Source organism: Paraburkholderia phytofirmans OLGA172, assembly GCF_001634365.1.
In the GTDB taxonomy this organism is placed as follows: domain Bacteria; phylum Pseudomonadota; class Gammaproteobacteria; order Burkholderiales; family Burkholderiaceae; genus Paraburkholderia.
On sequence record NZ_CP014578.1, the window covers coordinates 581,673 to 606,554 of the forward strand.

9 protein-coding genes are annotated in these 24,882 nt (G+C 63.1%); 4 read left to right on the plus strand and 5 right to left on the minus strand.

What is annotated here, in order from left to right; all coding sequences use genetic code 11:
- Positions 1-79: 79 nt before the first annotated feature.
- The gene (locus tag AYM40_RS02510; RefSeq protein WP_063494840.1) at positions 80-1,156 is read right to left on the minus strand and encodes an AI-2E family transporter; all 1,077 of its coding nucleotides are present in this window, start codon (positions 1,154-1,156) and stop codon (positions 80-82) included.
- Between the two features lie 158 nt (positions 1,157-1,314).
- Here AYM40_RS02510 and purM point away from each other — a divergent pair, with 158 nt between their 5' ends.
- Positions 1,315-2,382, plus strand: coding sequence for a phosphoribosylformylglycinamidine cyclo-ligase (gene purM, locus AYM40_RS02515; RefSeq protein ID WP_063494841.1), 1,068 nt, complete (start codon positions 1,315-1,317; stop codon positions 2,380-2,382).
- 69 nt (positions 2,383-2,451) lie between these two features.
- Here purM and miaA read toward each other — a convergent pair whose 3' ends face one another.
- On the minus strand, positions 2,452-3,408 hold the full coding sequence (miaA, locus tag AYM40_RS02520; protein WP_063494842.1) for a tRNA (adenosine(37)-N6)-dimethylallyltransferase MiaA: 957 nt from the start codon (positions 3,406-3,408) through the stop codon (positions 2,452-2,454).
- Positions 3,409-3,451: 43 nt separating this feature from the next.
- The gene (mutL, locus tag AYM40_RS02525; protein ID WP_063494843.1) at positions 3,452-5,506 is read right to left on the minus strand and encodes a DNA mismatch repair endonuclease MutL; all 2,055 of its coding nucleotides are present in this window, start codon (positions 5,504-5,506) and stop codon (positions 3,452-3,454) included.
- A 172-nt stretch (positions 5,507-5,678) separates the two neighbouring features.
- Here mutL and AYM40_RS02530 point away from each other — a divergent pair, with 172 nt between their 5' ends.
- Positions 5,679-6,341, plus strand: a complete 663-nt coding sequence (locus AYM40_RS02530; protein WP_063494844.1) for a VTT domain-containing protein — start codon at positions 5,679-5,681, stop codon at positions 6,339-6,341.
- 182 nt (positions 6,342-6,523) lie between these two features.
- Here the strand turns inward: AYM40_RS02530 and AYM40_RS02535 are convergent, their stop codons facing one another.
- Both AYM40_RS02535 and AYM40_RS02540 read right to left on the minus strand, forming a co-directional pair.
- Complete coding sequence (locus AYM40_RS02535; RefSeq protein ID WP_063494845.1) at positions 6,524-7,339, minus strand: mechanosensitive ion channel family protein; 816 nt, start codon at positions 7,337-7,339, stop codon at positions 6,524-6,526.
- A 306-nt stretch (positions 7,340-7,645) separates the two neighbouring features.
- The gene (locus AYM40_RS02540; RefSeq protein ID WP_063497803.1) at positions 7,646-8,017 is read right to left on the minus strand and encodes a hypothetical protein; all 372 of its coding nucleotides are present in this window, start codon (positions 8,015-8,017) and stop codon (positions 7,646-7,648) included.
- Positions 8,018-9,334: 1,317 nt separating this feature from the next.
- On the opposite strand from AYM40_RS02540, the gene AYM40_RS02545 reads away from it, so the two are divergent.
- Positions 9,335-24,475, plus strand: coding sequence for a beta strand repeat-containing protein (locus AYM40_RS02545; protein ID WP_063494846.1), 15,141 nt, complete (start codon positions 9,335-9,337; stop codon positions 24,473-24,475).
- Positions 24,476-24,534: 59 nt separating this feature from the next.
- Positions 24,535-24,801 carry a hypothetical protein gene (locus tag AYM40_RS02550; protein WP_063494847.1) on the plus strand — a complete coding sequence of 89 codons (267 nt, stop codon included), beginning with the start codon at positions 24,535-24,537 and terminating at the stop codon, positions 24,799-24,801.
- Positions 24,802-24,882 lie beyond the last annotated feature (81 nt).

A 24,882-nucleotide genomic window follows, 5' to 3' on the forward strand; every position in this document is an offset into this window, starting at 1 on the left:
GAAAATGGGGCTTAGGCCGCAAATGGCCCGAACCGCGGGCCCTAAAACATCAATAAACAGTCAATGAGCAGTCAGTGACTCAGTTGTTGTAAAGCGTGCTCGCCAGATAGCTTTGCCGCAACTCGCGCATCGCCACCGACAGAATGGCGCTGACCGGCAGCGCCAGCAACACGCCGAAAAAGCCGAACAACTGGCCGAACGCGAGCAACGCGAAGATGACCGCGAGTGGGTGCAGGCCGATCCGTTCGCCAACCAGGCGCGGCGTGAGATAAAAGCTCTCCACGATCTGGCCGACACCGTAAATCAATGCGACCGCGCCGAAGCCGTACCAGTCGCCGAACTGCAGCAGTGCCGCGAGCAGCGCCAGTGCGAGCCCGGTTGCAAAACCGATGTACGGGATGAACACAGCGAGGCCCGTGAAAATACCGACCGGCAGCGCGATTTCGAAGCGCGCGACGGTCAGCGCAATCGCGTAGTAGATCGCGAGCACCGCCATCACGAGCAACTGGCCGCGCAGGTATTGCGACAGCATCTGGTCCATGTCGCGCGCGAGTTGCAGCGTCTTCTCGAGCCAGCGCCGCGGCACCACGATCTGCATGCGAGCGAGCATGCGATTCCAGTCGTACAACAGATAAAACAGCACGAGCGGCACCATCACGAGGTTGCCGACCACCGTCATCATCACATTGCCGCTGGTGCGGATCGAGGTCCATGCATAAAGCGCGACCTGCTGCGCGCTGCCTTCGAGCTGCCCCATCACCAGATCGCGGATACTGGCGAAATCGAGCGAGTCGGCGAGGCCCAGCATCGCAAGCTTGGGTTGCAGCCAGGCGCTCACGTGCGCGAACAGCACGGGTACCTGTTGCTTCAACTGCGGAACTTCTTTCTGGATGACGGCCAGCACCAGCAGCACGAGCATCGTCATCAGCAACGAAAACAGCAGCATCATCAGCAAGGCGGCGAGTCCGCGCGGCACACGCCGGCGCACCATCCACGCGACGCCCGGTTGCAGAATGTACGCGAGAATGGCGCCGAGCAGGAACGGCGTGAGGACCGGACTCAGGAGCCAGAGCAGAATGCCGACAACCAACGCAATCGCCAGCCAGATGAAGGCGCGGCGCTGTACAGGCGTCAGGATCGAGGAGTTCTCTTGCAAAATTGTTCCCAGGTGTCGTCGCGACCGGAAGATTCAGGATGATTCAAATTCCAGCCAGCCGGCCGGCAACTCTGTATGGGACCAGAGTAAGCGCTGAAGCGCCAACTCTGGTCGGCATCGGGTAAAATCGCATTTTACCGACCTTCGAGCTCTTCCCCATGAATCAACCGAAATCCGCCCAGCATTCAACCGATTCGGCCCAAGGTTTGTCGTATCGTGACGCCGGCGTGGACATCGACGCGGGCGACGCCCTTGTCGACGCGATCAAGCCCTTTGCCAAAAAGACGATGCGCGACGGCGTGCTGGGCGGCATCGGCGGGTTTGGTGCGCTGTTCGAAGTGCCGAAGAAGTACAAGGAACCGGTGCTGGTTTCGGGCACGGACGGTGTCGGCACCAAGCTGCGCCTCGCGTTTCAACTGAACAAACACGACACCGTCGGCCAGGATCTGGTAGCGATGAGCGTCAACGACATTCTGGTTCAGGGCGCCGAGCCGCTGTTCTTTCTCGATTATTTCGCTTGCGGCAAGCTGGACGTCGGTACCGCGGCGACGGTCGTGAAGGGTATCGCGCATGGCTGCGAACTGTCCGGCTGCGCGCTGATCGGCGGCGAGACGGCTGAAATGCCTGGTATGTATCCGGACGGCGAATACGATCTGGCCGGTTTTGCAGTCGGTGCGGTGGAAAAGAGCAAGATTATCGACGGCAGCACGATCGCCCCAGGTGACGTGGTGCTGGGTTTGGCTTCCAGCGGCATCCATTCGAACGGTTTTTCGCTGGTGCGCAAGATCATCGAGCGTGCGCAGCCTGACCTGAACGCGGATTTTGACGGCCGTTCGTTGGCCGACGCGCTGATGGCGCCTACGCATATTTATGTGAAGCCTTTGCTGGCCTTGATGCAGCAGATCGCTGTCAAGGGTATGGCGCACATCACCGGCGGTGGGCTGGTCGAGAATATTCCGCGCGTTCTGCGTGAAGGTCTGACGGCTGAGCTGGATCATCGCGGCTGGCCGATGCCGCCGCTGTTCTCGTGGCTGCAGAAGCACGGCGGCGTGGCGGATGCGGAAATGCACCGCGTGTTCAACTGTGGCATCGGGATGGCGGTGGTTGTTTCTGCTGCTGATGCCGACGCTGCGATCGCATCTTTGTCGGCGGCTGGCGAGCAGGTCTGGAAGATCGGCGTGATTCGCGAGAGCGCGGCCGGTGAAGCTCAGACGGTGGTCCTCTAACCAGCTTGACCTAGGGCTGGTTTGCCTGCGCGCGGCGCACGGAAAGAAAGCGCCGCGCGGGTAAAAACCTCAAATCATTTCTTCAATCAAGCTGACGACCTGCGCAGTCGCGCTGGGATCGCAGCAATCAACAACAACCCGCTCCGTCATGCTGCGCAGCCACGTGAGCTGCCGCTTGCACAATTGCCGGGTCGCAAAGACTCCCTTGTCCCGCATGGTCGAATAATCGACCGCCCCGTCGAGATATTCCCAGACTTGCCGGTATCCCACGCAGCGCATGGACGGCATCTCCGGCAGCAAATCGCCGCGTTCGCGCAATTTCACGACTTCGTCGATAAAGCCGTTGGCCAGCATGGCGTCGAAGCGCTTTTCGATGCGCGCATGCAGCACGCTCCGCTCGGATGGCTCCAGCGCGATAGGCACGAAGCGCCACGCCAAAGCGGCGTCATCCGTTCGAGCGGGCGCGGCCAGTAAAGTGGACATTGCTTGCCCCGTCAGCATGAAAACTTCGAGCGCCCGCTGAATTCGCTGCGAATCGTTCGGCGCGAGGCGCGCGGCCGTCACGGGATCGACGGCGACAAGCCGCGCATGCAGCGCCGGCCAGCCGTCACGTGCGGCGTCGGCATCGAGCGTCGCACGCACGTCGGCATCGGCGGCGGGCAGGTCGTTTAGCCCCTGCGTGAGCGCCTTGTAGTACAGCATGGTCCCGCCGACCAATAACGGCAGCCGCCCGCGCGCGCTGATCTCGCCGATCAGGCGCAACGCGTCGCTACGAAATTCCGCCGCCGAATACGCGTTGGCCGGATCGACGATATCGATCAGATGGTGCGGCGCCACCGCGCGTTCCTCCTCCGTCGGCTTGGCGGTGCCAATATCCATCTCGCGATAGACCAGCGCTGAATCGACACTGATGATTTCCACCGGCCGCCGTGCGGCCAGCGCCAGCGCGGCAGCGGTTTTGCCCGATGCGGTCGGGCCGAGCAGGCAAGGGATCGGCGCGGGAATGCTTGAAGTGCTTGAGGTCATAGGCAAGACGCCGCGCGCCGAAAAAGCTTATTCAGGCGCACCGTCATTGCCCACGCATGAACAGCCGATCGAGATCGGACAGCGTCAATTGGTACCACGTCGGGCGCCCGTGGTTGCATTGGTCGGCGCGTTCGGTCGCCTCCATCTGACGCAGCAGCGCGTTCATTTCATCGAGCGTCAAACGCCGGTTCGCGCGCACCGCGTGATGGCATGCGAGCGTGCCGAGCAGCTCGTGCTGACGCTCAGTCAACACGCGAGAACCGCCGAACGCATGCAGGTCGGAGAGGACCGCGCGTGCCAGCGCCTGCAGATCGGCGTCTTTCAGCAACGCGGGCACGGCGCGGATCGCGAGCGTAGTCGGCGACAGCACAGCAAGATCGAAACCGAGCGCGTCCAGTGTGTCGCGCTCTTCTTCGACCGTGCCGATTTCGATCGGATCGGCCTGCATCGTTTGCGGGATCAGCAGCGGCTGCACCGCAATCGTGCGATCGGCGAGAGCATTCTTGAACTGCTCGTACAGGATGCGCTCGTGCGCGGCGTGCATGTCGACGATCACGAGTCCGTGCGCGTTCTGCGCAAGCACATAGATGCCATGGATCTGGCCGAGCGCGAAGCCGAGCGGTTGCTCGTCTGAGGCATTGAACCCAGGCGCTGCGTAGGGCCCTGAAGTGTTGTACGGGGGCGGCGCTTCTGCCGCCGAGTCGCGCGCTTCGAACAACGTCGCGCCTTCCGTTGTGCCGGTGGTCGTGTCTCTACGGCCGAACAGCGCGTCGTAGAACGCCAGCGGTTGCGCAACCGGCAGCGTGCCCTGCGTCATGCGGGCCTGACGCATCCAGGTATTGCCGGGCTGCGAGGAGCCGAATCCGCTGCCCATTCCGCTTCCTATTCCACCACCGAGGCCGCCTGCGCCACTCCCGAAGCCACCACCGCTTCCAGCGCCCGCACCGCCCAGCTGCGTAGCGCCGAGTGAAGCGGGGCCGCCCGGCGGCGACGCTTCCAGATGCGCGGCATGCCCACCAGCGGTCGTTTCCGGCGACGCGCCCGCGTGCCGCGCCAACGCGCGCTGCACGGCATGAAACACGAACTGGTGAATCGAGCGGGAATCGCGAAACCGTACTTCGATTTTGGACGGATGCACGTTCACGTCGACCGCTTCCGGCGGCAGGTCGAGAAACAGCACGTAGGACGGATAGCGGTCGCCGTGCAGCACGTCTTCGTAGGCGGCGCGCACGGCGTGCGTGAGCAGCTTGTCGCGCACGAACCGGCCATTGACGAAGAAATACTGCTGATCCGCGCGTCCGCGGCTCGCGGTCGGCAGACCGGCGCAGCCGTAGACGGCAAGCGGTCCGGCGGATTCGTCGAGCGGCAAATGTGCAGTCGCAAAGGTCTCGCCAAGAATCTTCGCGACCCGCGCGGGCGGCTCGCTGGCGTTCCAGTGTTCGACCGCCTTACCGTTGTGCAGGACCGAAATCGCGACATCCGGCCGCGCCAGCGCAGCGCGGCGAATTTGCTCGAGGCAGTGGCCGAGTTCGGTCTGCTCGCTTTTCAGGAATTTGCGGCGCGCGGGTGTGTTGAAGTACAGCTCGCGGACTTCGATCGTGGTGCCTTGGGTGCCGGCGGCGGGACTCAATACGCCGGTATGCGCGTCGACGCGAACGGCATGCGGCGCGTCAGCGGTGCGGCTCGTGATGGCCATCTGCGCAACCGACGCAATCGACGCCAGCGCCTCGCCGCGAAACCCTAGCGTGGCGACCGCTTCCAGTTCGGCGAGCGAGCGGATCTTGCTGGTCGCGTGACGCATCAGCGCGAGCGCGAGTTCGTTTTCGGGGATGCCGCAGCCGTCGTCGGTGATCGAGATGCGTTTGACGCCGCCTTCGTCGAGCAGGATGCGCAGCGTCTGCGCGCCGGCGTCGAGCGCATTTTCCAGCAATTCCTTGACCACTGAGGCCGGCCGCTCGACCACTTCGCCGGCGGCAATCTGGCTGATCAGCTGATCGGGAAGGGGCTGGATCGCCCGTAACGGGCGTAGGACGGGCGCGGCGGCGGAAATTGCGGCCGCGTCGGCGGTGCCGGCAGGCGTTTCGGAGAATTCTGACATGGCGAAATTATAGCGATTCGGCGCGAGCAGATTTTTAATCGTAACGGGGCACTTTCGGTATCATGACGCGGTCAATTTCCGGCGGCGAGCACGCGCTCGCTACGCATCGCTTGCAAGGCCGCTGACGCGGCCGTTCCCGCTACGTTCACATTCGCTTAATAAAGGACGCTTTTTGGACACGTTGCTACACTTCGTCAACCTTGTCTTGCATATCGACAAGTTTCTGGGCGACTTCATTCACGTGTATGGCACCTGGGTCTACGCGGTGCTGTTTCTTATCGTGTTCTGCGAAACCGGGCTGGTCGTTCTGCCCTTTCTGCCGGGCGATTCCCTGCTGTTCATCGGCGGTGCCTTCTGCGCGAGCGGCGAAATGAATCTCGGCCTGCTGATCGTGCTGCTGCTTGTTGCGGCGGTCGCCGGCAATACGGTTAACTATATGATTGGACGGGCCATCGGGCCACGGGTGTTCAATTCGCACATTCCTTTCCTTGAGCGCTTCCTCGATCGCGCCGCGTTGCAGAAGACTCATAACTTCTATGAAAAGCATGGCGGCAAGACAATCGTGCTGGCGCGTTTCATTCCGGTGGTGCGCACCTTCGCGCCGTTCGTTGCCGGTGCCTCGGAGATGACGGTGAGCCGGTTCCAGTTGTTTAACATCCTCGGTGCGCTGTTTTGGGTGTTGCTGCTGGTATTGCTCGGCTACTTCTTCGGCAACATTCCGTTCATCCGTCAATATCTGAATGTGATCGTGCTGGTGGGTATCGGCGCGGCCGTGGTGCCGGTGGTGCTTGGCGCGCTGTGGAAAGTGATGCGTAAGAACGCTGCGGCAAAGTAGGGTAGCCGCTAACGCTTCACGTAGTACGAAGCTGGATGAACAAACGGCGTCGCGAATCTCGCGACGCCGTTTTCGTTTGGTGCGGCTTGGTTACGGGTAGCTTGTACCGCTGGCGCAGCGCAAAGACGCTTTATCTTGCCAAGCGTCAGCCTCAGTTCAGACCTGCTAAGCCATGCTCTTGATCAACTGCTGACTATACGCGGCGCAAGCGGTGTTTCCGGTGTTGGATAGCCTGCGTCCTTGAAGGTCTGGATGATTGCGCGGTTGGTGTCGAAGTAGACCTGCCAATAATGGTCGGTGTGCGTGTAGGGCCGCACGCACAGCAACGGTCCTTCGGGCGTGAAGCTCAGCACTTCGATATCCGGTGAGGGACTCTCGACCACGTTCGGAATCTGCGTAACGGCCGCCTTCAACCGGTTCATCGCATCCGTAGGATCGACGCCGTTCGCAATCTTCGCGGTCAACTCGACGCGCCGCACGGGCAAAGCGCTGTAGTTCGAGATTGTGTCCGAAAAGATCTTGTTGTTACCGACGATGGTCGTCACATTGTCGGGCGTCACGATGGTTGTGCCGAACAGCCCCAGTTCCGAGACCGTGCCCGTGACGCCGCCCGCCATGACAAAATCGCCCACCTTGAACGGCCGCAGCACCTGCATGAAGATGCCCGCCGCGAAGTGGGCTAGCAAGCCGCCCCATGCAGTGCCGATTGCAAGACCGAGGCCGGCGAGCAACGCGGCGAATGAGGTAGTCTGAACGCCGAACACTTGCAAGATCGCGAGGATCAGCAGCAGGTTCAGCAGCGCGCCGAGAATCGAACCGAGGTAGTGAGCGAGTGTTGGATCGACTCGGCCGTTTTTCGCCAGCAGTTTGCGAAGCAGGCCGGTGATCAGGCCAATGACCCAGCGGCCGACGACCCACAATACGATTGCGCCGAGTACCTTGGTGCCGAGGTCGATGCCTCGGGTCATGATGAACACGCGGACGGTTTCGAGATCCAAGATATTCCTCGCTGGTTAAGCTGCCTTCGACTGATTGAACGGCGGGAGTGCAATACAGCGGCAAATGCCCGACGACGGGCGTAAGCGATAACCCTCAATCTTCGGAAGTTATACGCGACGGCACGCGCATACGCAAGGTCCGTTCCTGTTGATGCGGATTGCGTGACGGGAGAAAACGGATGGTGTGCTGCGGCGCTCAGGAGGGCCGTAATGTGCCTTATACCAGGGGCGTAGGCGCCTGGTAGCACATGCTGCTCGTGTCGTGCATTTGTCGCAGGCGAAATCTCGTGCCTGGGCCGCGTGGGGCTACATCGGCAGACGTGACTCGGAATACGGGGACGTGCGAATGACCAATGTGTTCTTGTTCGTTTTGGTGGCGCGTGCGCGACCTGCCACGTACTGCCACGCCAACGCGGCAATGGCGGCCAGCACATACGCGCTGGCGCGTTCGAAGAACGCGGTCGGTGTGCTGAATGTGCCATAGCGGGTCTGCGCATCGGCGAACACGAGAAAGGTCAGCGCGGCATCGAACAGCAAGGCGGCTAAAGCCAGCGCGACGAAAATGTGCGCACCGTTGAGCGCCGCGCCGGGTGCAAGCCGGTTGCACAGATGACACACGATCAGCACGATAGCCAGCAAAGCAAGGTTCGAGACGAGGCCGAACAGAAAATTGGTCATGTTGACGGGATGAAAGTGCGGGAATCTGCAGTGTTGCCAAAGCGTCTGCTCACGCAACGTTGCAGCGTGATTCGCAGAACCGGCGGCGATCATTGCACGTCTTTCCGTCTCAATAAATATCAATGTTCGGAGTCCGTTGTATCTGTTCATTAGCGAAGAGGCGTGATGTAAGAGGGACCTCATGGTTGAGTGAGGTATTACGAGTTGCGCTGTCAGAATGTTTTGTGCTCTTGTGAAAGACTGAGACGACGCTGACGAGCCGTTGCGTCTGCACAACGGCGCTGCTACCACGATCGAATTTGTGACGAACTTCGAGCCTCGACCGCTCACGCCAGCTCGCATGAAGCCAACCGAACGGTTTGCGTTGCATGACGTACGGGGCTATCGGCGCAGTGTGCGGGACCTTTGATGTTCTTCTCGGAATGACGCAGAAGTTGTGTCCCGTACGCTGTTGAGACGTGCCCCGATTGAATGGGCACTCACGGCGAATAGCAAACGTTTTCCAATGAAAGAGTAGGTGCGCCGTTATTTCGAACGGCAAACGTTTGCTAATAAAAGAGTAGGTGTGTCGTTATTTCGAATAGCAAACGTTTGCCAATAAAAGAGTAGAGAAAATTTCCCCGCATGGAGGCCATTCTCGACAGATTAGATTCGGTGTCATGGTGTGAGTGAAATAGGACCAAAATCAACTTCGCGGGGTACGTCAGGCTGTTTTGTGAAGTTCATCGTTCTTAGAAAAACTGATACGCACGGTAAAGTTTTATGAGAAAAGCTCTGGTATCCTCTCGACCTGTCAGCGCGGACCTAAAACCTAAGCGCGAAAAAAAACATGCCAATCAAAAATACGGGGAGGTTCCCATCGTGAAGATGGTGGAACTGATTCATTTCATATCGGGGCTGGCCTGCTCGGGCTCGCCGCGTCGCCGCACCAGAACATACTTTCGCGCCTGCATGTCGGGACCGCTCGCAGGATTGCTCTGAGAGATGCGCGCGCAATGAGTGCCCTGTGTTCATTCCCGATCTCCGGCACCAACTCATGCAAAGTGGACTGTTCGGCAACGTTTGCGCGCCTGAAATCGTGGCGTCAATGGCTGTCGAAACAAAGCCGGATATCAGGTGTTGTCTTGCCGCAGGGACATCTCCTAAAGCGTTGCGAGTTTCATTGGCGGACCCACTGGTACGGTCGTTCACCCCCCTCGGGTTGTCATCGACGCGATACCTGAACCCATATCAACTTCAATGTGGTAGGCCGCACCGGAAGCGAATATCCGGCCTGTAGCGGCATGAGCTATTACGATTTCTTCGGAGAGCAAGACAGTGAGCATTAAGAATTCAACGGTACAGCCGGTCAAGAAGCTTGGTGGCAATCAGGGCGTAAAGAAAACTGACGCGAATCATACTGTTGCAGTTGCATCGAATGACGCTGTCATTGCTAACCATTTGAATCCGCTGGACCCGCAGCATAAGCATGCGAATAAGGCGCGGGGCCACGAGACGGGCGACAAAGTCGAACACGACGCGAGTGCCCACAAGGGCGAAGGGGTGACGTCGCACGACACGGATGGTGGCTCGGTTCAAGCGGCCAACACCGGCACCGCGACGACTGACACCTCGACGGGTGGCGTGAGCGATGCCAGCAGTTCGGCCGGCGACGTGAGCGGGAGCACGGATGTCGGCGGCACAACGGACGGCAGTTCGGAGGCGGGCGCGGCAACGGCGCCGGCTGCTTCGAGTGGCGTGCCGACCAGCGTGTGGTTGGGCTTGCTCGGTGCTGCGCTGGTCGGCGGCGTGGCGGCCGCCGCTGCTGGCGGTGGCGGTGGCGGCGGTAGCAGTAGCGGCAGCAGCTCTCCCGCCGCCACGCCTGGCACCAAGGTTGCCGGTGAGGTGGCGGATGGTCTGATCAAGGGCGCGCACATCTATATCGACGTGAACGGCGACGGTATTCCGGTCGCCGCCGGCGATACCGGTGTGGTGACGGATGCGAACGGCAATTTCAGTCTGACCACCACCCTGAAGGGCGCGATCATCGCGGTGGGCGGTGTCAACATCGATACGGGTCTGCCGAACACGATCACGCTGACGGCCCCGCAAGGATCGACGGTCGTCAATCCGCTGACGACGCTGGTTCAGGCGTATGCGGCTCAGCACAGCGTGTCGGTCGCACAAGCCGAGGCGGTGATCGCGAAAGGGCTCGGCATTCCGGCCGGTGTCTCGCTGACGACCTACGACCCGTTGACGGCGGCCGCCAACGATCCGACCGCGCTGGCGGTACAGAAAATCGCGGCGCAGATTGCCACGCTCCTGACCGTCACGGTGAACTCCGCGGCGGGCAGTACTTCGCCGACGGTGCAGGCTTCAATGGTGACTGCGCTTACCAACGCGGTCGCGAACGCGGGGCAGACCCCGATCGACCTGGCCAGCGGCACGGTACTGAGCACGATCAATAGCAACGCCGGCAATCCGCTGAATACGGCTGAACTGACCACTACGACGACCAGCAACACGGCGATCGGGCAGGCAACGACGCTGAACCCGAATTCGGCGCACTCGGTTGCGGGGGCGCAGAGCGCCACGCTGACGACGTTGACGGAAACGGTGGCGGGCGCGCAGGCGCTGGTCGCGAAAGACCCGACTGCGAAATACAATCTGTCGGACACGGCGGCCAACCTGGCAGGGGCGCCGGCGGGCCTGGCCGGCAATGTGGTCAATGTCGCCGCGACGACAGCGGCGACGGTGGCGCAAGCCACGGCGATTCATGCGTTCGCCAATAGCGGCACGCAGGCCTATACGATTAGCGATACTGCGGCGCATATCCTGGCGGGTGGCGCGGCGGTTACGGCGGCGGGCTCGGTCGTCACGACCGATGCTTTCGTATCGGCGGGTAGCGCGACGGCCTTGTATGCACTGAACGTGCACACGACGATCACGGCGATTCACGATACGGCGGCTAATTTGCTGCTTTCGGCCAATCATAGTGCGGTTGCTTCGGCGTCGGCGGTGACGGTGACTGACAGCTTTGTGTCGGTGGCTAATGCGGATGCGCTGCATGCGTTGAATGCGGCGACGGTGATTGGGGCGGTGCATGATACGGCTGCGGCGCTGCTCGCGGCGATCGGGCACGCTGATGCTGGCTTGACGGGTGTGACTAGTCTGGCGACGACGGATGCGACGGCGGTCACGCTGAGCGTGGCCAATGCCGATACGCTGCTGACCCATCATGTGAGGATCACGAATGGCTACGGCTTGGCCGACACGGCGGCCAATCTGCTGGCGGCGCTCGATCCCGATCAATCGGTGACCAACTCGCAGTTCAACGGCACGGCGAGCACCACCAATGCAACGGCCGTCACGCTGAGCGTGGCCGATGCCGATTTGCTGTTGAACCACGGCGTGCATATCAGCAACGGCTACAGTCTGTCGGATACGGCGGCAGTCCTGGCGAGGGCATTCACCAGCTCCGACGTATCGACGACCAACTCCGAATTTACGGGTAACGTGTCGACCACCGATGCCTCCGTGGCGGCCACCGATCTGAACACGATCGCAGCTCACGCCAGCGGTACGATCGATGCAACGGTGGCTACGACGATTACCGGCAATGCAGCGGCGGTGGCAGCAGCGGTGAGCGCAACCGACATCACGCTGTCAGGCACCGAAGCGGTGATTACGTCGGATGCGTCGCAGGCAGCGGCTGACCTGAGCACGATTGCAGCGCACACCAGCGGCACGGTCGATGCAACGGCCGCCACGACGATTACGGGCGATGCAGCGGCGGTGGCAGCAGCGGTGAGCGCAACCGACATCACGCTGTCGGGCACCGAAGCGGTGATCACGACGGATGTGTCGCAAGCGGCGGCTGATCTGAACACGATCGCAGCGCACACCAGCGGCACGATCGATGCAACGGTGGCTACGACGATCACGGGCGATGCAGCGGCGGTGGCAGCAGCGGTGAGCGCAACCGACATCACGCTGTCGGGCAGCGAAGCGGTGATCACGTCGGATGTGTCGCAGGCAGCGGCTGATCTGAACACGATCGCAGCGCACACCAGCGGCGCGATCGATGCAACGGCGGCTACGACGATCACGGGCGATGCAGCGGCAGTGGCGGCAGCACTGACCACGACCGACATCACATTGTCGGGCAGCGAAGCGGTGATCACGACGGATGCGTCGCAAGCGGCAACTGATCTGAACACGATCGCAGCGCACACCAGCGGCACGGTGGACGCGACGGCGGCGAGCACGGTCACGGGGCTGGTGGCAGACCTTGAGACGGCGTTGGCGTCGAGCAGCATCACGTTCTCGGGTAGCGAAGCGTTCACGGTACTGGACACCACCGTGGCGGCGGCTGATCTGGGCACGATCGCAGCGCACACCAGCGGCATGATCGATGCAACGGCGGCCACGACGATTACCGGCGATGCAGCGGCGGTGGCAGCAGCGCTGACGGCAACCGACATCACGCTGTCGGGCACCGAAGCGGTAACCACGCTAGATGAGTCGCAGGCGGCGGCTGATCTGAACACGATCGCAGCGCGCACCAATGGCGCGATCGATGCAACGGCGGCCACGACGATTACCGGCACGACGGCGGATGTGGTGGCAGTGGTGACCGCGACCGATATCACGCTGTCGGGCACGGAAGCGGTGATCACGACGGATGCGTCGCAAGCGGCAACTGATCTGAACACGATCGCAGCGCGCACCAATGGCGCGATCGATGCAACGGCGGCTACGACGATCACGGGTGATGCAGCGGCGGTAGCAGCAGCGGTGAGCGCAACCGATATCACGCTGTCGGGCAACGAAGCGGTGATCACGACGGATGTGTCGCAAGCGGCGGCTGATCTGAACACGATCGCAGCGCACACCAGCGGCACGATCGATGCAACGGCGGCTATGACGATCACGGGCGATGCAGCGGCGGTGGCAGCAGCGCTGACGGCAACCGACATCACGCTGTCGGGCAACGAAGCGGTGATCACGACGGATGTGTCGCAGGCAGCGGCTGACCTGAGCACGATTGCAGCGCACACCATCGGCGCGATCGATGCAACGGCGGCCACGACGATCACGGGCGATGCAGCGGCAGTGGCAGCAGCGGTGACGGCAACCGACATCACGCTGTCGGGCAACGAAGCGGTGATCACGACGGATGTGTCGCAAGCGGCGGCTGATCTGAACACGATCGCAGCGCACACCAGCGGTACGGTCGATGCAACGGCGGCTACGACGATCACGGGCGATGCAGCGGCGGTGGCAGCAGCGGTGACGGCAACCGACATCACGCTGTCGGGCAGCGAAGCGGTGATCACGACGGATGTGTCGCAAGCAGCGGCTGATCTGAACACGATCGCAACGCACACCAGCGGCACGATCGATGCAACGGCGGCCACGACGATCACCGGCAACGCAGCGGCGGTGGCAGCAGCGGTGACGGCAAGCGACATCACGCTGTCGGGCAACGAAGCGGTGATCACGACGGATGAGTCGCAAGCGGCAACTGATCTGAACACGATCGCAGCGCACACCAGCGGCACGGTGGACGCGACGGCGGCGAGCACGGTCACGGGGCTGGTGGCGGACCTTGAGACGGCGTTGGCGTCGAGCAGCATCACGTTCTCGGGTAGCGAAGCGTTCACGGTACTGGACGCCACGGTGGCGGCGGCCGATCTGGGCACGATCGCAGCGCACACCATCGGCATGATCGACGCAACGGCGGCCACGACGATTACCGGCACGGCGGCGGATGTGGTGGCAGCGGTGACCGCGACCGATATCACGCTGTCGGGCACCGAAGCGGTGATCACGTCGGATGTGTCGCAGGCGGCGGCTGATCTGAACACGATCGCAACGCACACCAGCGGTACGATCGATGCAACGGCAGCTACGACGATCATGGGCGATGCAGCGGCGGTGGCAGCAGCGGTGACGGCAACCGATATCACGCTGTCGGGCAGCGAAGCGGTGATCACGACGGATGCGTCGCAAGCGGCAGCTGATCTGAACACGATCGCAGCGCACACCAGCGGTACGGTCGATGCAACGGCGACCACGACGATCACGGGCGATGCAGCGGCGGTGGCAGCAGCGGTGAGCGCAACCGACATCACGCTGTCGGGCAGCGAAGCGGTGATCACGTCGGATGTGTCGCAGGCAGCGGCTGATCTGAACACGATCGCAGCGCACACCAGCGGCGCGATCGATGCAACGGCGGCTACGACGATCACGGGCGATGCAGCGGCAGTGGCGGCAGCACTGACCACGACCGACATCACATTGTCGGGCAGCGAAGCGGTGACCACGACGGATGCGTCGCAAGCGGCAGCTGACCTGAACACGATCGCAACGCACACCAGCGGCACGGTCGATGCTACGGCGGCCACGACGATTACGGGCGATGCAGCGGCGGTGGCAGCAGCGGTGACGGCAACCGACATCACGCTGTCGGGCAACGAAGCGGTGATCACGACGGATGCGTCGCAAGCGGCAGCTGATCTGAACACGATCGCTCTGCACACCAGCGGTACGGTCGATGCAACGGCGGCCACGACGATCACGGGCGATGCAGCGGCGGTGGCAGCAGCGGTGAGCGCAACCGACATCACGCTGTCGGGCAGCGAAGCGGTGATCACGTCGGATGTGTCGCAGGCGGCGGCTGATCTGAACACGATCGCAGCGCACACCAGCGGTACGATCGATGCAACGGCAGCTACGACGATCATGGGCGATGCAGCGGCGGTGGCAGCAGCGCTGACCACGACCGACATCACGCTGTCGGGCAACGAAGCGGTGATCACGCTGGACGCGTCGCAAGCGGCGGCTGATCTGAACACGATCGCCCTGAACACCAGCGGCGCGGTGGATGCGACGGCGGCGAGCACGGTGGTGGGGTCGACGATAGACCTCGAGACGGCGTTGGCGTCGAGCAGCATCACTTTCTCCGGCAGCGAAGCACTCACGGTGCTGAATGGCTGGCTGGCGGTGGGCGATCTGGACACCCTGACGGGCGAAACGACCGGGATGGTGAACGCAACCCTGGCTACGACGTTGGCCGGCACGGCGGCGGCGGTGGCGGCAGCGGTAACTGCGTCCGACATCACGCTGTCGGGCAGCGAAGCGGTGATCACGACGGATGCGCAGCAGGCGGCAACTGATCTGAACACGATCGCAGCACACACCATCGGCACGATCAATGCGACGGCGGCCACGACGATTACGGGCGATGCAGCGGCAGTGGCAGCAGCGGTGACGGCAACCGACATCACGCTGTCGGGCAGCGAAGCGGTAACCACGCTGGATGAGTCGCAGGCGGCGGCTGATCTGAACACGATCGCAGCGCACACCAGCGGCGTGATCGACGCAACGGCGGCCACGACGATCACGGGCGATGCAGCGGCGGTGGCAGCAGCGGTGACGGCAACCGATATCACATTGTCGGGCAGCGAAGCGGTGATCACGACGGATGTGTCGCAAGCGGCGGCTGATCTGAACACGATCGCAGCGCACACCAGCGGCGCGATCGATGCAACGGGGGCCACGACGATTACGGGCGATGCAGCGGCGGTGGCAGCAGCGCTGACGGCAACCGACATCACGCTGTCGGGCACCGAAGCGGTGATTACGTCGGATGCGTCGCAGGCAGCGGCTGACCTGAACACGATCGCAGCGCACACCAGCGGTACGGTCGATGCAACGGCGGCCACGACGATCACGGGCGATGCAGCGGCGGTGGCAGCAGCGGTGAGCGCAACCGACATCACGCTGTCGGGCAGCGAAGCGGTGATCACGTCGGATGTGTCGCAGGCGGCGGCTGATCTGAACACGATCGCAGCGCACACCAGCGGTACGATCGATGCAACGGCGGCCACGACGATCACCGGCAACGCAGCGGCGGTGGCAGCAGCGGTGACGGCAAGCGACATCACGCTGTCGGGCAACGAAGCGGTGATCACGCTGGACGCGTCGCAAGCGGCGGCTGATCTGAACACGATCGCCCTGAACACCAGCGGCGCGGTGGATGCGACGGCGGCGAGCACGGTGGTGGGGTCGACGATAGACCTCGAGACGGCGTTGGCGTCGAGCAGCATCACTTTCTCCGGCAGCGAAGCACTCACGGTGCTGAATGGCTGGCTGGCGGTGGGCGATCTGGACACCCTGACGGGCGAAACGACCGGGATGGTGAACGCAACCCTGGCTACGACGTTGGCCGGCACGGCGGCGGCGGTGGCGGCAGCGGTAACTGCGTCCGACATCACGCTGTCGGGCAGCGAAGCGGTGATCACGACGGATGCGCAGCAGGCGGCAACTGATCTGAACACGATCGCAGCACACACCAGCGGTACGGTCGATGCAACGGCGGCTACGACGATCACGGGCGATGCAGCGGCGGTGGCAGCAGCGGTGACGGCAACCGACATCACGCTGTCGGGCAGCGAAGCGGTAACCACGCTGGATGAGTCGCAGGCGGCGGCTGATCTGAACACGATCGCAGCGCACACCAGCGGCGTGATCGACGCAACGGCGGCCACGACGATCACGGGCGATGCAGCGGCGGTGGCAGCAGCGGTGACGGCAACCGATATCACATTGTCGGGCAGCGAAGCGGTGATCACGACGGATGTGTCGCAAGCGGCGGCTGATCTGAACACGATCGCAGCGCACACCAGCGGCGCGATCGATGCAACGGGGGCCACGACGATTACGGGCGATGCAGCGGCGGTGGCAGCAGCGCTGACGGCAACCGACATCACGCTGTCGGGCACCGAAGCGGTGATTACGTCGGATGCGTCGCAGGCAGCGGCTGACCTGAACACGATCGCAGCGCACACCAGCGGTACGGTCGATGCAACGGCGGCCACGACGATCACGGGCGATGCAGCGGCGGTGGCAGCAGCGGTGAGCGCAACCGACATCACGCTGTCGGGCAGCGAAGCGGTGATCACGTCGGATGTGTCGCAGGCGGCGGCTGATCTGAACACGATCGCAACGCACACCAGCGGTACGATCGATGCAACGGCGGCCACGACGATCACCGGCAACGCAGCGGCGGTGGCAGCAGCGGTGACGGCAACCGATATCACGCTGTCGGGCAGCGAAGCGGTGATCACGCTGGATGCGTCGCAAGCGGCAGCTGATCTGAACACGATCGCAGCGCACACCAGCGGTACGGTCGATGCAACGGCGACCACGACGATCACGGGCGATGCAGCGGCGGTGGCAGCAGCGGTGAGCGCAACCGACATCACGCTGTCGGGCAGCGAAGCGGTGATCACGTCGGATGTGTCGCAGGCAGCGGCTGATCTGAACACGATCGCAGCGCACACCAGCGGCGCGATCGATGCAACGGCGGCTACGACGATCACGGGCGATGCAGCGGCAGTGGCGGCAGCACTGACCACGACCGACATCACATTGTCGGGCAGCGAAGCGGTGACCACGACGGATGCGTCGCAAGCGGCAGCTGACCTGAACACGATCGCAACGCACACCAGCGGCACGGTCGATGCTACGGCGGCCACGACGATTACGGGCGATGCAGCGGCGGTGGCAGCAGCGGTGACGGCAACCGACATCACGCTGTCGGGCAACGAAGCGGTGATCACGACGGATGCGTCGCAAGCGGCAGCTGATCTGAACACGATCGCTCTGCACACCAGCGGTACGGTCGATGCAACGGCGGCCACGACGATCACGGGCGATGCAGCGGCGGTGGCAGCAGCGGTGAGCGCAACCGACATCACGCTGTCGGGCAGCGAAGCGGTGATCACGTCGGATGTGTCGCAGGCGGCGGCTGATCTGAACACGATCGCAGCGCACACCAGCGGTACGATCGATGCAACGGCAGCTACGACGATCATGGGCGATGCAGCGGCGGTGGCAGCAGCGCTGACCACGACCGACATCACGCTGTCGGGCAACGAAGCGGTGATCACGCTGGACGCGTCGCAAGCGGCGGCTGATCTGAACACGATCGCCCTGAACACCAGCGGCGCGGTGGATGCGACGGCGGCGAGCACGGTGGTGGGGTCGACGATAGACCTCGAGACGGCGTTGGCGTCGAGCAGCATCACTTTCTCCGGCAGCGAAGCACTCACGGTGCTGAATGGCTGGCTGGCGGTGGGCGATCTGGACACCCTGACGGGCGAAACGACCGGGATGGTGAACGCAACCCTGGCTACGACGTTGGCCGGCACGGCGGCGGCGGTGGCGGCAGCGGTAACTGCGTCCGACATCACGCTGTCGGGCAGCGAAGCGGTGATCACGACGGATGCGCAGCAGGCGGCAACTGATCTGAACACGATCGCAGCACACACCATCGGCACGATCAATGCGACGGCGGCTACGACGATCACGGGCGATGCAGCGGCGGTGGCAGCAGCGGTGACGGCAACCGATATCACGCTGTCGGGCACCGAAGCGGTGATCACGACGGATGCGTCGCAAGCGGCAGCTGATCTGAACACGATCGCAGCGCACACCAGCGGTACGGTCGATGCAACGGCGGCCACGACGATCACGGGCGATGCAGCGGCGGTGGCAGCAGCGGTGAGCGCAACCGACATCACGCTGTCGGGCAACGAAGCGGTGATCACGACGGATGTGTGGCAAGCGGCGGCTGATCTGAACACGATCGCAGCGCACACCAGCGGTACGGTCGATGCAACGGCGGCCACGACGATCACGGGCGATGCAGCGGCGGTAGCAGCAGCGGTGACGGCAACCGATATCACGCTGTCGGACAGCGAAGCGGTGACCACGACGGATGCGTCGCAAGCGGCGGCTGATCTGAACACGATCGCAACGCACACCAGCGGCACGGTCGATGCAACGGCGGCTACGACGATCACCGGCAATGCAGCGGCGGTGGCAGCAGCGGTGACGGCAACCGACATCACGCTGTCGGGCAACGAAGCGGTGATCACGACGGATGCGTCGCAAGCGGCGGCTGATCTGAACACGATCGCTCTGCACACCACCGGTACGGTGAACGCAATGGCGGCTGCGACGATCACTGGCGATGCAGCGGCAGTGGCGGCAGCGTTGACGACGGCGCACATCACGCTGTCGGGCAACGAAGCGGTGATCACTTCGGATGCGTCGCAAGCAGCGACCGATCTGAACACGATCTCTATGCATACCAGCGGCACGATCGATGCAACGGCGGCAACGACGATTACCGGTTCGGCCGTAGCGGTGGCAACCGCGTTGTCGATGGGCGCTGTCACGCTGTCGGGCAGCGAAGCGGTGATCACGTCGGATCTGTCGATAGCGGCGCTCGATCTGTACATCATCGCCACCAACACAAGCGGCACGGTGGACGCGGCAGCGGCGAATACGGTCACGGGGTCGGTGACCGATCTCGAGGCGGTGTTGACGTCGAACCACGTCACCTTCTCGGGCAACGAAGCGATCACGGTATCGAATACCTCAGTTGCGGCGTCCGATCTGACCACGATCGCTGCGCACACCAGCGGTACGGTGAACGCAACGGCGGCCACGACGATTACCGGTTTGGCCGCGGATGTGGCAGCTGCGGTGACGGCGACCGATATCACGCTGTCGGGCAACGAAGCGGTAACCACGTTGGATGCTTCGCAAGCGGCGGCCGATCTGAACACGATCGCTCTGCACACCACGGGTACGGTGAATGCAACGGCGGCTACGACGATCACGGGCGATGCAGCGGCGGTGGTGGCAGCGCTGACCACGAGCGACATTACTTTGTCAGGCAACGAAGCGGTAACCACGTTGGATGCTTCGCAATCGGCGGCCGATCTGAACACGATCGCTCTGCACACCAATGGTCCAGTGAACGCAACGGCGGCAACGACGATTACCGGCGATGCAGCGGCGGTGGCAGCGGCGCTGACCACGAGCGACATTACGCTGTCAGGCAATGAAGCGGTAACCACGTCGGGTGCTTCGCAAGCGGCGGCTGATCTGAACACGATCGCGGCGAACACCAACGGCGCGGTGGACGCAACGGCGGCTGCGACGATTACCGGCACGGCGGCGGCGGTAGCAGCAGCGTTGACCACGACCGACATCACGCTGTCGGGCAATGAGGCGGTAACCACGTCGGACGCCTCGCAAGCGGCGGGCGCTCTGAACACGATCGCAGCGCACACCAGCGGCGCGGTGGACGCGATCGCGGCGAGCACGATCACGGGGTTCATCACGGCCCTCGAGACGGCGTTGACGACGAGCAGCATCACGCTCTCCGGCAACGAAGCGCTCACGGTACTGGATAGCACGTTGGCGGCGGCTGATCTGAATACGCTCGCCGGACACACCAGGGGCACGGTCGACGCGACGGCGGCAACGACGATTACCGGTTCGGACGTGGATGTGTTGACCGCAGTCATGGCGGGCGACATCTCGCTGTCAGGCAGCGAAGCGGTAACCATTACGGGTACTACGGCTTCGGCAAGTGCGCTGAACACGATCATTGATCACACCGGTCCGGTGTCGGCAACGTCGGTAATCACGCTGAGCGGCTCGGCCGCCGATGTAACGGCAGCGGTCACCACCACCGGCATCACGCTGAGCGGTGGCGAGAACGTGACGATCAGCGACACCTCGGTGGCCGCGGTCGATCTGAACACGATCGCCCTGAACACCAGCGGCACGGTGGACGCGACGGCGGCGACCACGATCACGGGGTCGGTGGCAGAGCTCGAGACAGCCTTGGCGTCGAATCACACCGCCTTCTCGGGCAACGAAGCGATCACGGTATCGGATGCCGCAGTGACGGCGGCCGATCTGAACGCGATCTCTGCGCACACCAGCGGTACGGTGAACGCCGGCGCGGCCACTTCGGTGACCGGCACGGCGGCGGACGTGGCCGCCGTGGTGACGGCGACGGACATTACGCTGTCGGGCAACGAAGCGGTGAGCACGTCGGATGCGTCGCAAGCGGCGTCCGATCTGAACACGATCGCTTTGCACACCACCGGTACGGTGAACGCAACGGCGGCTACGACGATCACGGGCGATGCAGCGGCAGTGGCGGCAGCGTTGACCACGAGCACCATTGCGCTGTTGGGCAGCGAGGCGGTGACCACGACGGATGCATCGCAAGCGGCGTCTGATCTGAACACGATCGCGGCGAACACCACCGGCGCGATCGATGCAACGGCGGCCACGACGATTACCGGTTCGGCCGCGGAGGTGGCGGCAGCGGTGATCGCGACCGACATCACGCTAAGCGGTAACGAGAGCGTGACGATCGGCGGTGTCACCGCGGCAGCGACCGATCTGAATGCGATCACCGGGCAGACCAGCGGCATAGTCGATGCGAATTCGCTGACCTCGGTTACGGGGTTTGTAACAGACCTCGAGACGGCCTTGGCGTCGAGCAGCATCACATTCTCGGGCACCGAAACGCTCGTGGCTCTGGACTCCGTGGTGGCGGCGAGCGATCTGAATTCGCTCGCCGGGCATACCGGCGGCTCGGTCGATGCAAGCGCGGCGATCTCGGTCACAGGGACGGTGGGGGACATCGAGACGGCCTTGACGTTGAGCTCCATCACGTTCAGCGGCGCCGAATCGTTCACGGTTCTGGACACCTCGGTGGCGGCGGTCGATCTGAATGCGATCGCCGGGCACACTAGCGGTACGTTGATCGCCGTCGCGGCTACGACGATTAACGGTTTGGCTGCCGATGTATCGGCAGCGCTGACCGCGAGTGACATCATGCTGAGCGGCTCCGAGACCGTAGCGATCAGCGATGCCGTGGCAGGGGCGGCTGATCTGAACGCGATCGCTACGCACACCACCGGTCAGGTAACAGCAACGTCGGTGATCGCGCTGAACGGTCTGGTTGCCGATGTACTGGCTGTGGTGACCTCGAACCACATCGCGTTGAGCGGTACCGAGTACGTGACGATCTCCAGCGGGACGGCAGCGGCTGCCGATCTGATCACGATCGCCGGGCACACCAGCGGCACGGTGGATACGACGGTGGTGGGAACGATCACGGGGTCGCTGGCAGACCTCGGATCGGTCTTGACGTCGAGCAACATCACGCTGTCCGGCAACGAAGCGCTCACGGTACTGGATACCACGGTGGCGGCGTCCGATCTGGGCACGATCGCCGGACAGACCAGCGGCAGGATCGATGCGTCGGCGGCCACGACAATTACCGGTTCGCTCGCCGATGTGGCGGCGGTGGTGGGCGCGAACAGCATCACACTGTCGGGCACCGAAAATCTGACGCTGAGCGACAGCTCGGTGGCGGCGTCCGATCTGATCAGCCTCGCTGGCGATACCAGCGGGATGGTGAACGCAACGGCGGCCACGACGATTTCCGGTTCGGCTGCCGATGTATCGGCAGCGCTGAGCACATTCGACATTGAGCTGAGCGGTTCCGAAATCATCGTGATCAGCGACACCACAGTGGTGGCGGCTGATTTGAACGCAATCGCTACGCGCACCATCGGTCAGGTGGCAGCAACGTCGGTGACCACGCTGAGCGGTTTGGCCTCGGATGTGGTGGCTGCGGTGACCGCCAACGACATCACGCTGAGCGGTACCGAGAGCGTGACGATCAGCGGCACCACGGCAGCGGCGACCGATCTGAACACGATCGCGGGGCACACCAGCGGCACGGTGGACGCATCGGGTGTCGGCACGATCGCGGGTTCGGTGGCGGCCATCGAGACACTGCTGGCGTCGAGCAGAATTACCCTCTCCGGCAGCGAAAATCTGACGCTGAGCGACACCTCGGTAGCGGTGTCCGTGTTGAGCACACTCGCCAGCGAAACCACCGGAACGGTGAATGCAACGGCGGCTACTCTGGTGACGGGCACTGCAGCGGCGGTGGCGGCGGCGGTGATCGCAGCCGACATCACGCTTTCGGGCACCGAAGCGGTGACCACGTCGGATGCGTCGCAGGCGGCGGCCGATCTGAACACGATCGCGGCGCGCACCAGCGGTACGGTGACTGCCAGCGCGGCTACGACGATTACCGGTTCGGCTGCGGCGCTCAACGCCGCGCTGACCTCCTCCAAGATTGTCACCTCCGGTACCGAAAGCATCACGGTATCTGACGCCTCGGTGGCAGCGTTGGACCTCTCCGCGATCGCCGGGCACACGGTTGGCACGGTGCATGCTGCGGCGACCACGGTAACCGGTAGCGCGAGCGCGATCATTACCGCACACGGCACGTCTAACATCAGTATCTCGGGCAATGCGGCTTACACGGTAACTGGAAACGCTACGGTGGCGCAGGTCTCGACGATTACCGGCTACACCACTGGGGCGGTGGCCTACAGCATCTACGATTCGGTAGCCAACCTGTCCACCAGCAACGCGCATTACGCTCTGCTGCTGGCAGCGGCCACGGTCACCGCTTACCTGGACAGCTCGCACCGCGATCTGACCTTGGTAACGCTCGATAACGGTGTCGGTACCATCGACCTGAATGGTCAGGCGGCCACGCTCACCAACAGTGAGCTGAGCCTGAACATTATCGACCCCGCCGGGGGCGCCTCGGTGAAGGAGGTGGCGACGTCTAACCTCGACCTGTCGGCTGGCGTGGGTTCCTACGTGCACTCCCTGGATCTGGCCGGCCATACCGTGAAGCTCACGGCGTCCGAGATTTCCACTCTGACGCTGGCCGACTCGGTTGGTGGCGGTACGGTCACCGAGAAGCTGGTTGCCGATACCAACCTGACCGACGGTGTGAACAGCCACGTGTCCAACGTCGACATGGCCGGCCATATGGTTACGTTGACCGCCGCTGAGTTGAGCACGCTGTCGTTGAGCGATTCGGTTGGCGGCGGCTACGTGATCGAGCAGTTGCAGGGTTCGACCAACCTGACGACCGGCCTCAACAGCCACGTTCAGGAGATCGATCTCGCCGGCTACACGGTCAAGCTGACAGACGCGGAACTGGCCACCGGGCTGGCCCACGGTCTCATGGATTCGTCCTCGGGCCACACCGGGTCGGTGGTGGAGCAGTTCACTACTGGCGGCAACCTGACGTCGAGCTCACTCAACATCCTCGTGCACGGACTCGATCTGAACGGCAACTCGGTGACCTTGACCGATACGCAACTCGGCCAGATCAACTTCGTGACCGATACGCTGGGCGGAGGCTCGGTGACGGAACTCGATACGCATGCGCTGAACAACGGCGACACGCTTTCGCTGGTTACGCACTCGAATACGACCCTCAACCTCAACCTGAACGACGAGGTAGGGACGAACGCGACGGTGACCATCGCGGGCCTGCAGCACAACGACACGCTGAATGTTGGCACCAGCAACCTGACGTCGGCGGTGGGGAGTGCGCAGGCAGTCAACCAGGCCGGCGAGTACTTCTTCGACAGCAACGCGAAGACGCTGACTTGGGACGACTCGAACTCGCATGTTCATTCGGTCGTGCTGGCCAACGTGACGAGCGTAACGCTGGAGCCGAGTAACACGCACACGTTCACGGTGATCTGACCGCAGCGAAGCATCTCCAGTAAAACCTGAGTAACACCAAACGGCCCCATCGAAGTCCGATGGGGCCGTTTCTCAAGCTCTCGCAGCTCTCCCAGCTCATCGGGGAGCGCGTGCCGGCCGTCGACGAATACAGCATCAATCAGCCAATGCCCGATTCCATCGATACCGCGGTGGACATGGCTACCGGCGTGTCGCCGACGCTCAGGCGCTACGACTATCAAGAAAAGGCCGCGCAAGCCGATATCACAGTGAAGAAGGCGGTCTATCTGTCGCAGGTTTCGGTGCGCTTCGACAAGTCGTGTCAAAGCAGTGCCGGTAAAACCTGACTAATACCGAATGGCCCCATCGATGTCCGATGGGGCCGTTTCTCGATCGAGCTAGAAAAACGTTCGACAGATCACGGGGGT

Excerpts from the sequence above, each read along its gene's own strand:
- mutL (WP_063494843.1), bottom strand. The coding sequence starts at position 5,506 with ATGTCAGAATTCTCCGAAACGCCTGCCGGCACCGCCGACGCGGCCGCA.
- purM (WP_063494841.1), top strand. The coding sequence starts at position 1,315 with ATGAATCAACCGAAATCCGCCCAGCATTCAACCGATTCGGCCCAAGGT.
- AYM40_RS02550 (WP_063494847.1), top strand. The coding sequence starts at position 24,535 with ATGGGGCCGTTTCTCAAGCTCTCGCAGCTCTCCCAGCTCATCGGGGAG.
- miaA (WP_063494842.1), bottom strand. The coding sequence starts at position 3,408 with ATGACCTCAAGCACTTCAAGCATTCCCGCGCCGATCCCTTGCCTGCTC.
- AYM40_RS02540 (WP_063497803.1), bottom strand. The coding sequence starts at position 8,017 with ATGACCAATTTTCTGTTCGGCCTCGTCTCGAACCTTGCTTTGCTGGCT.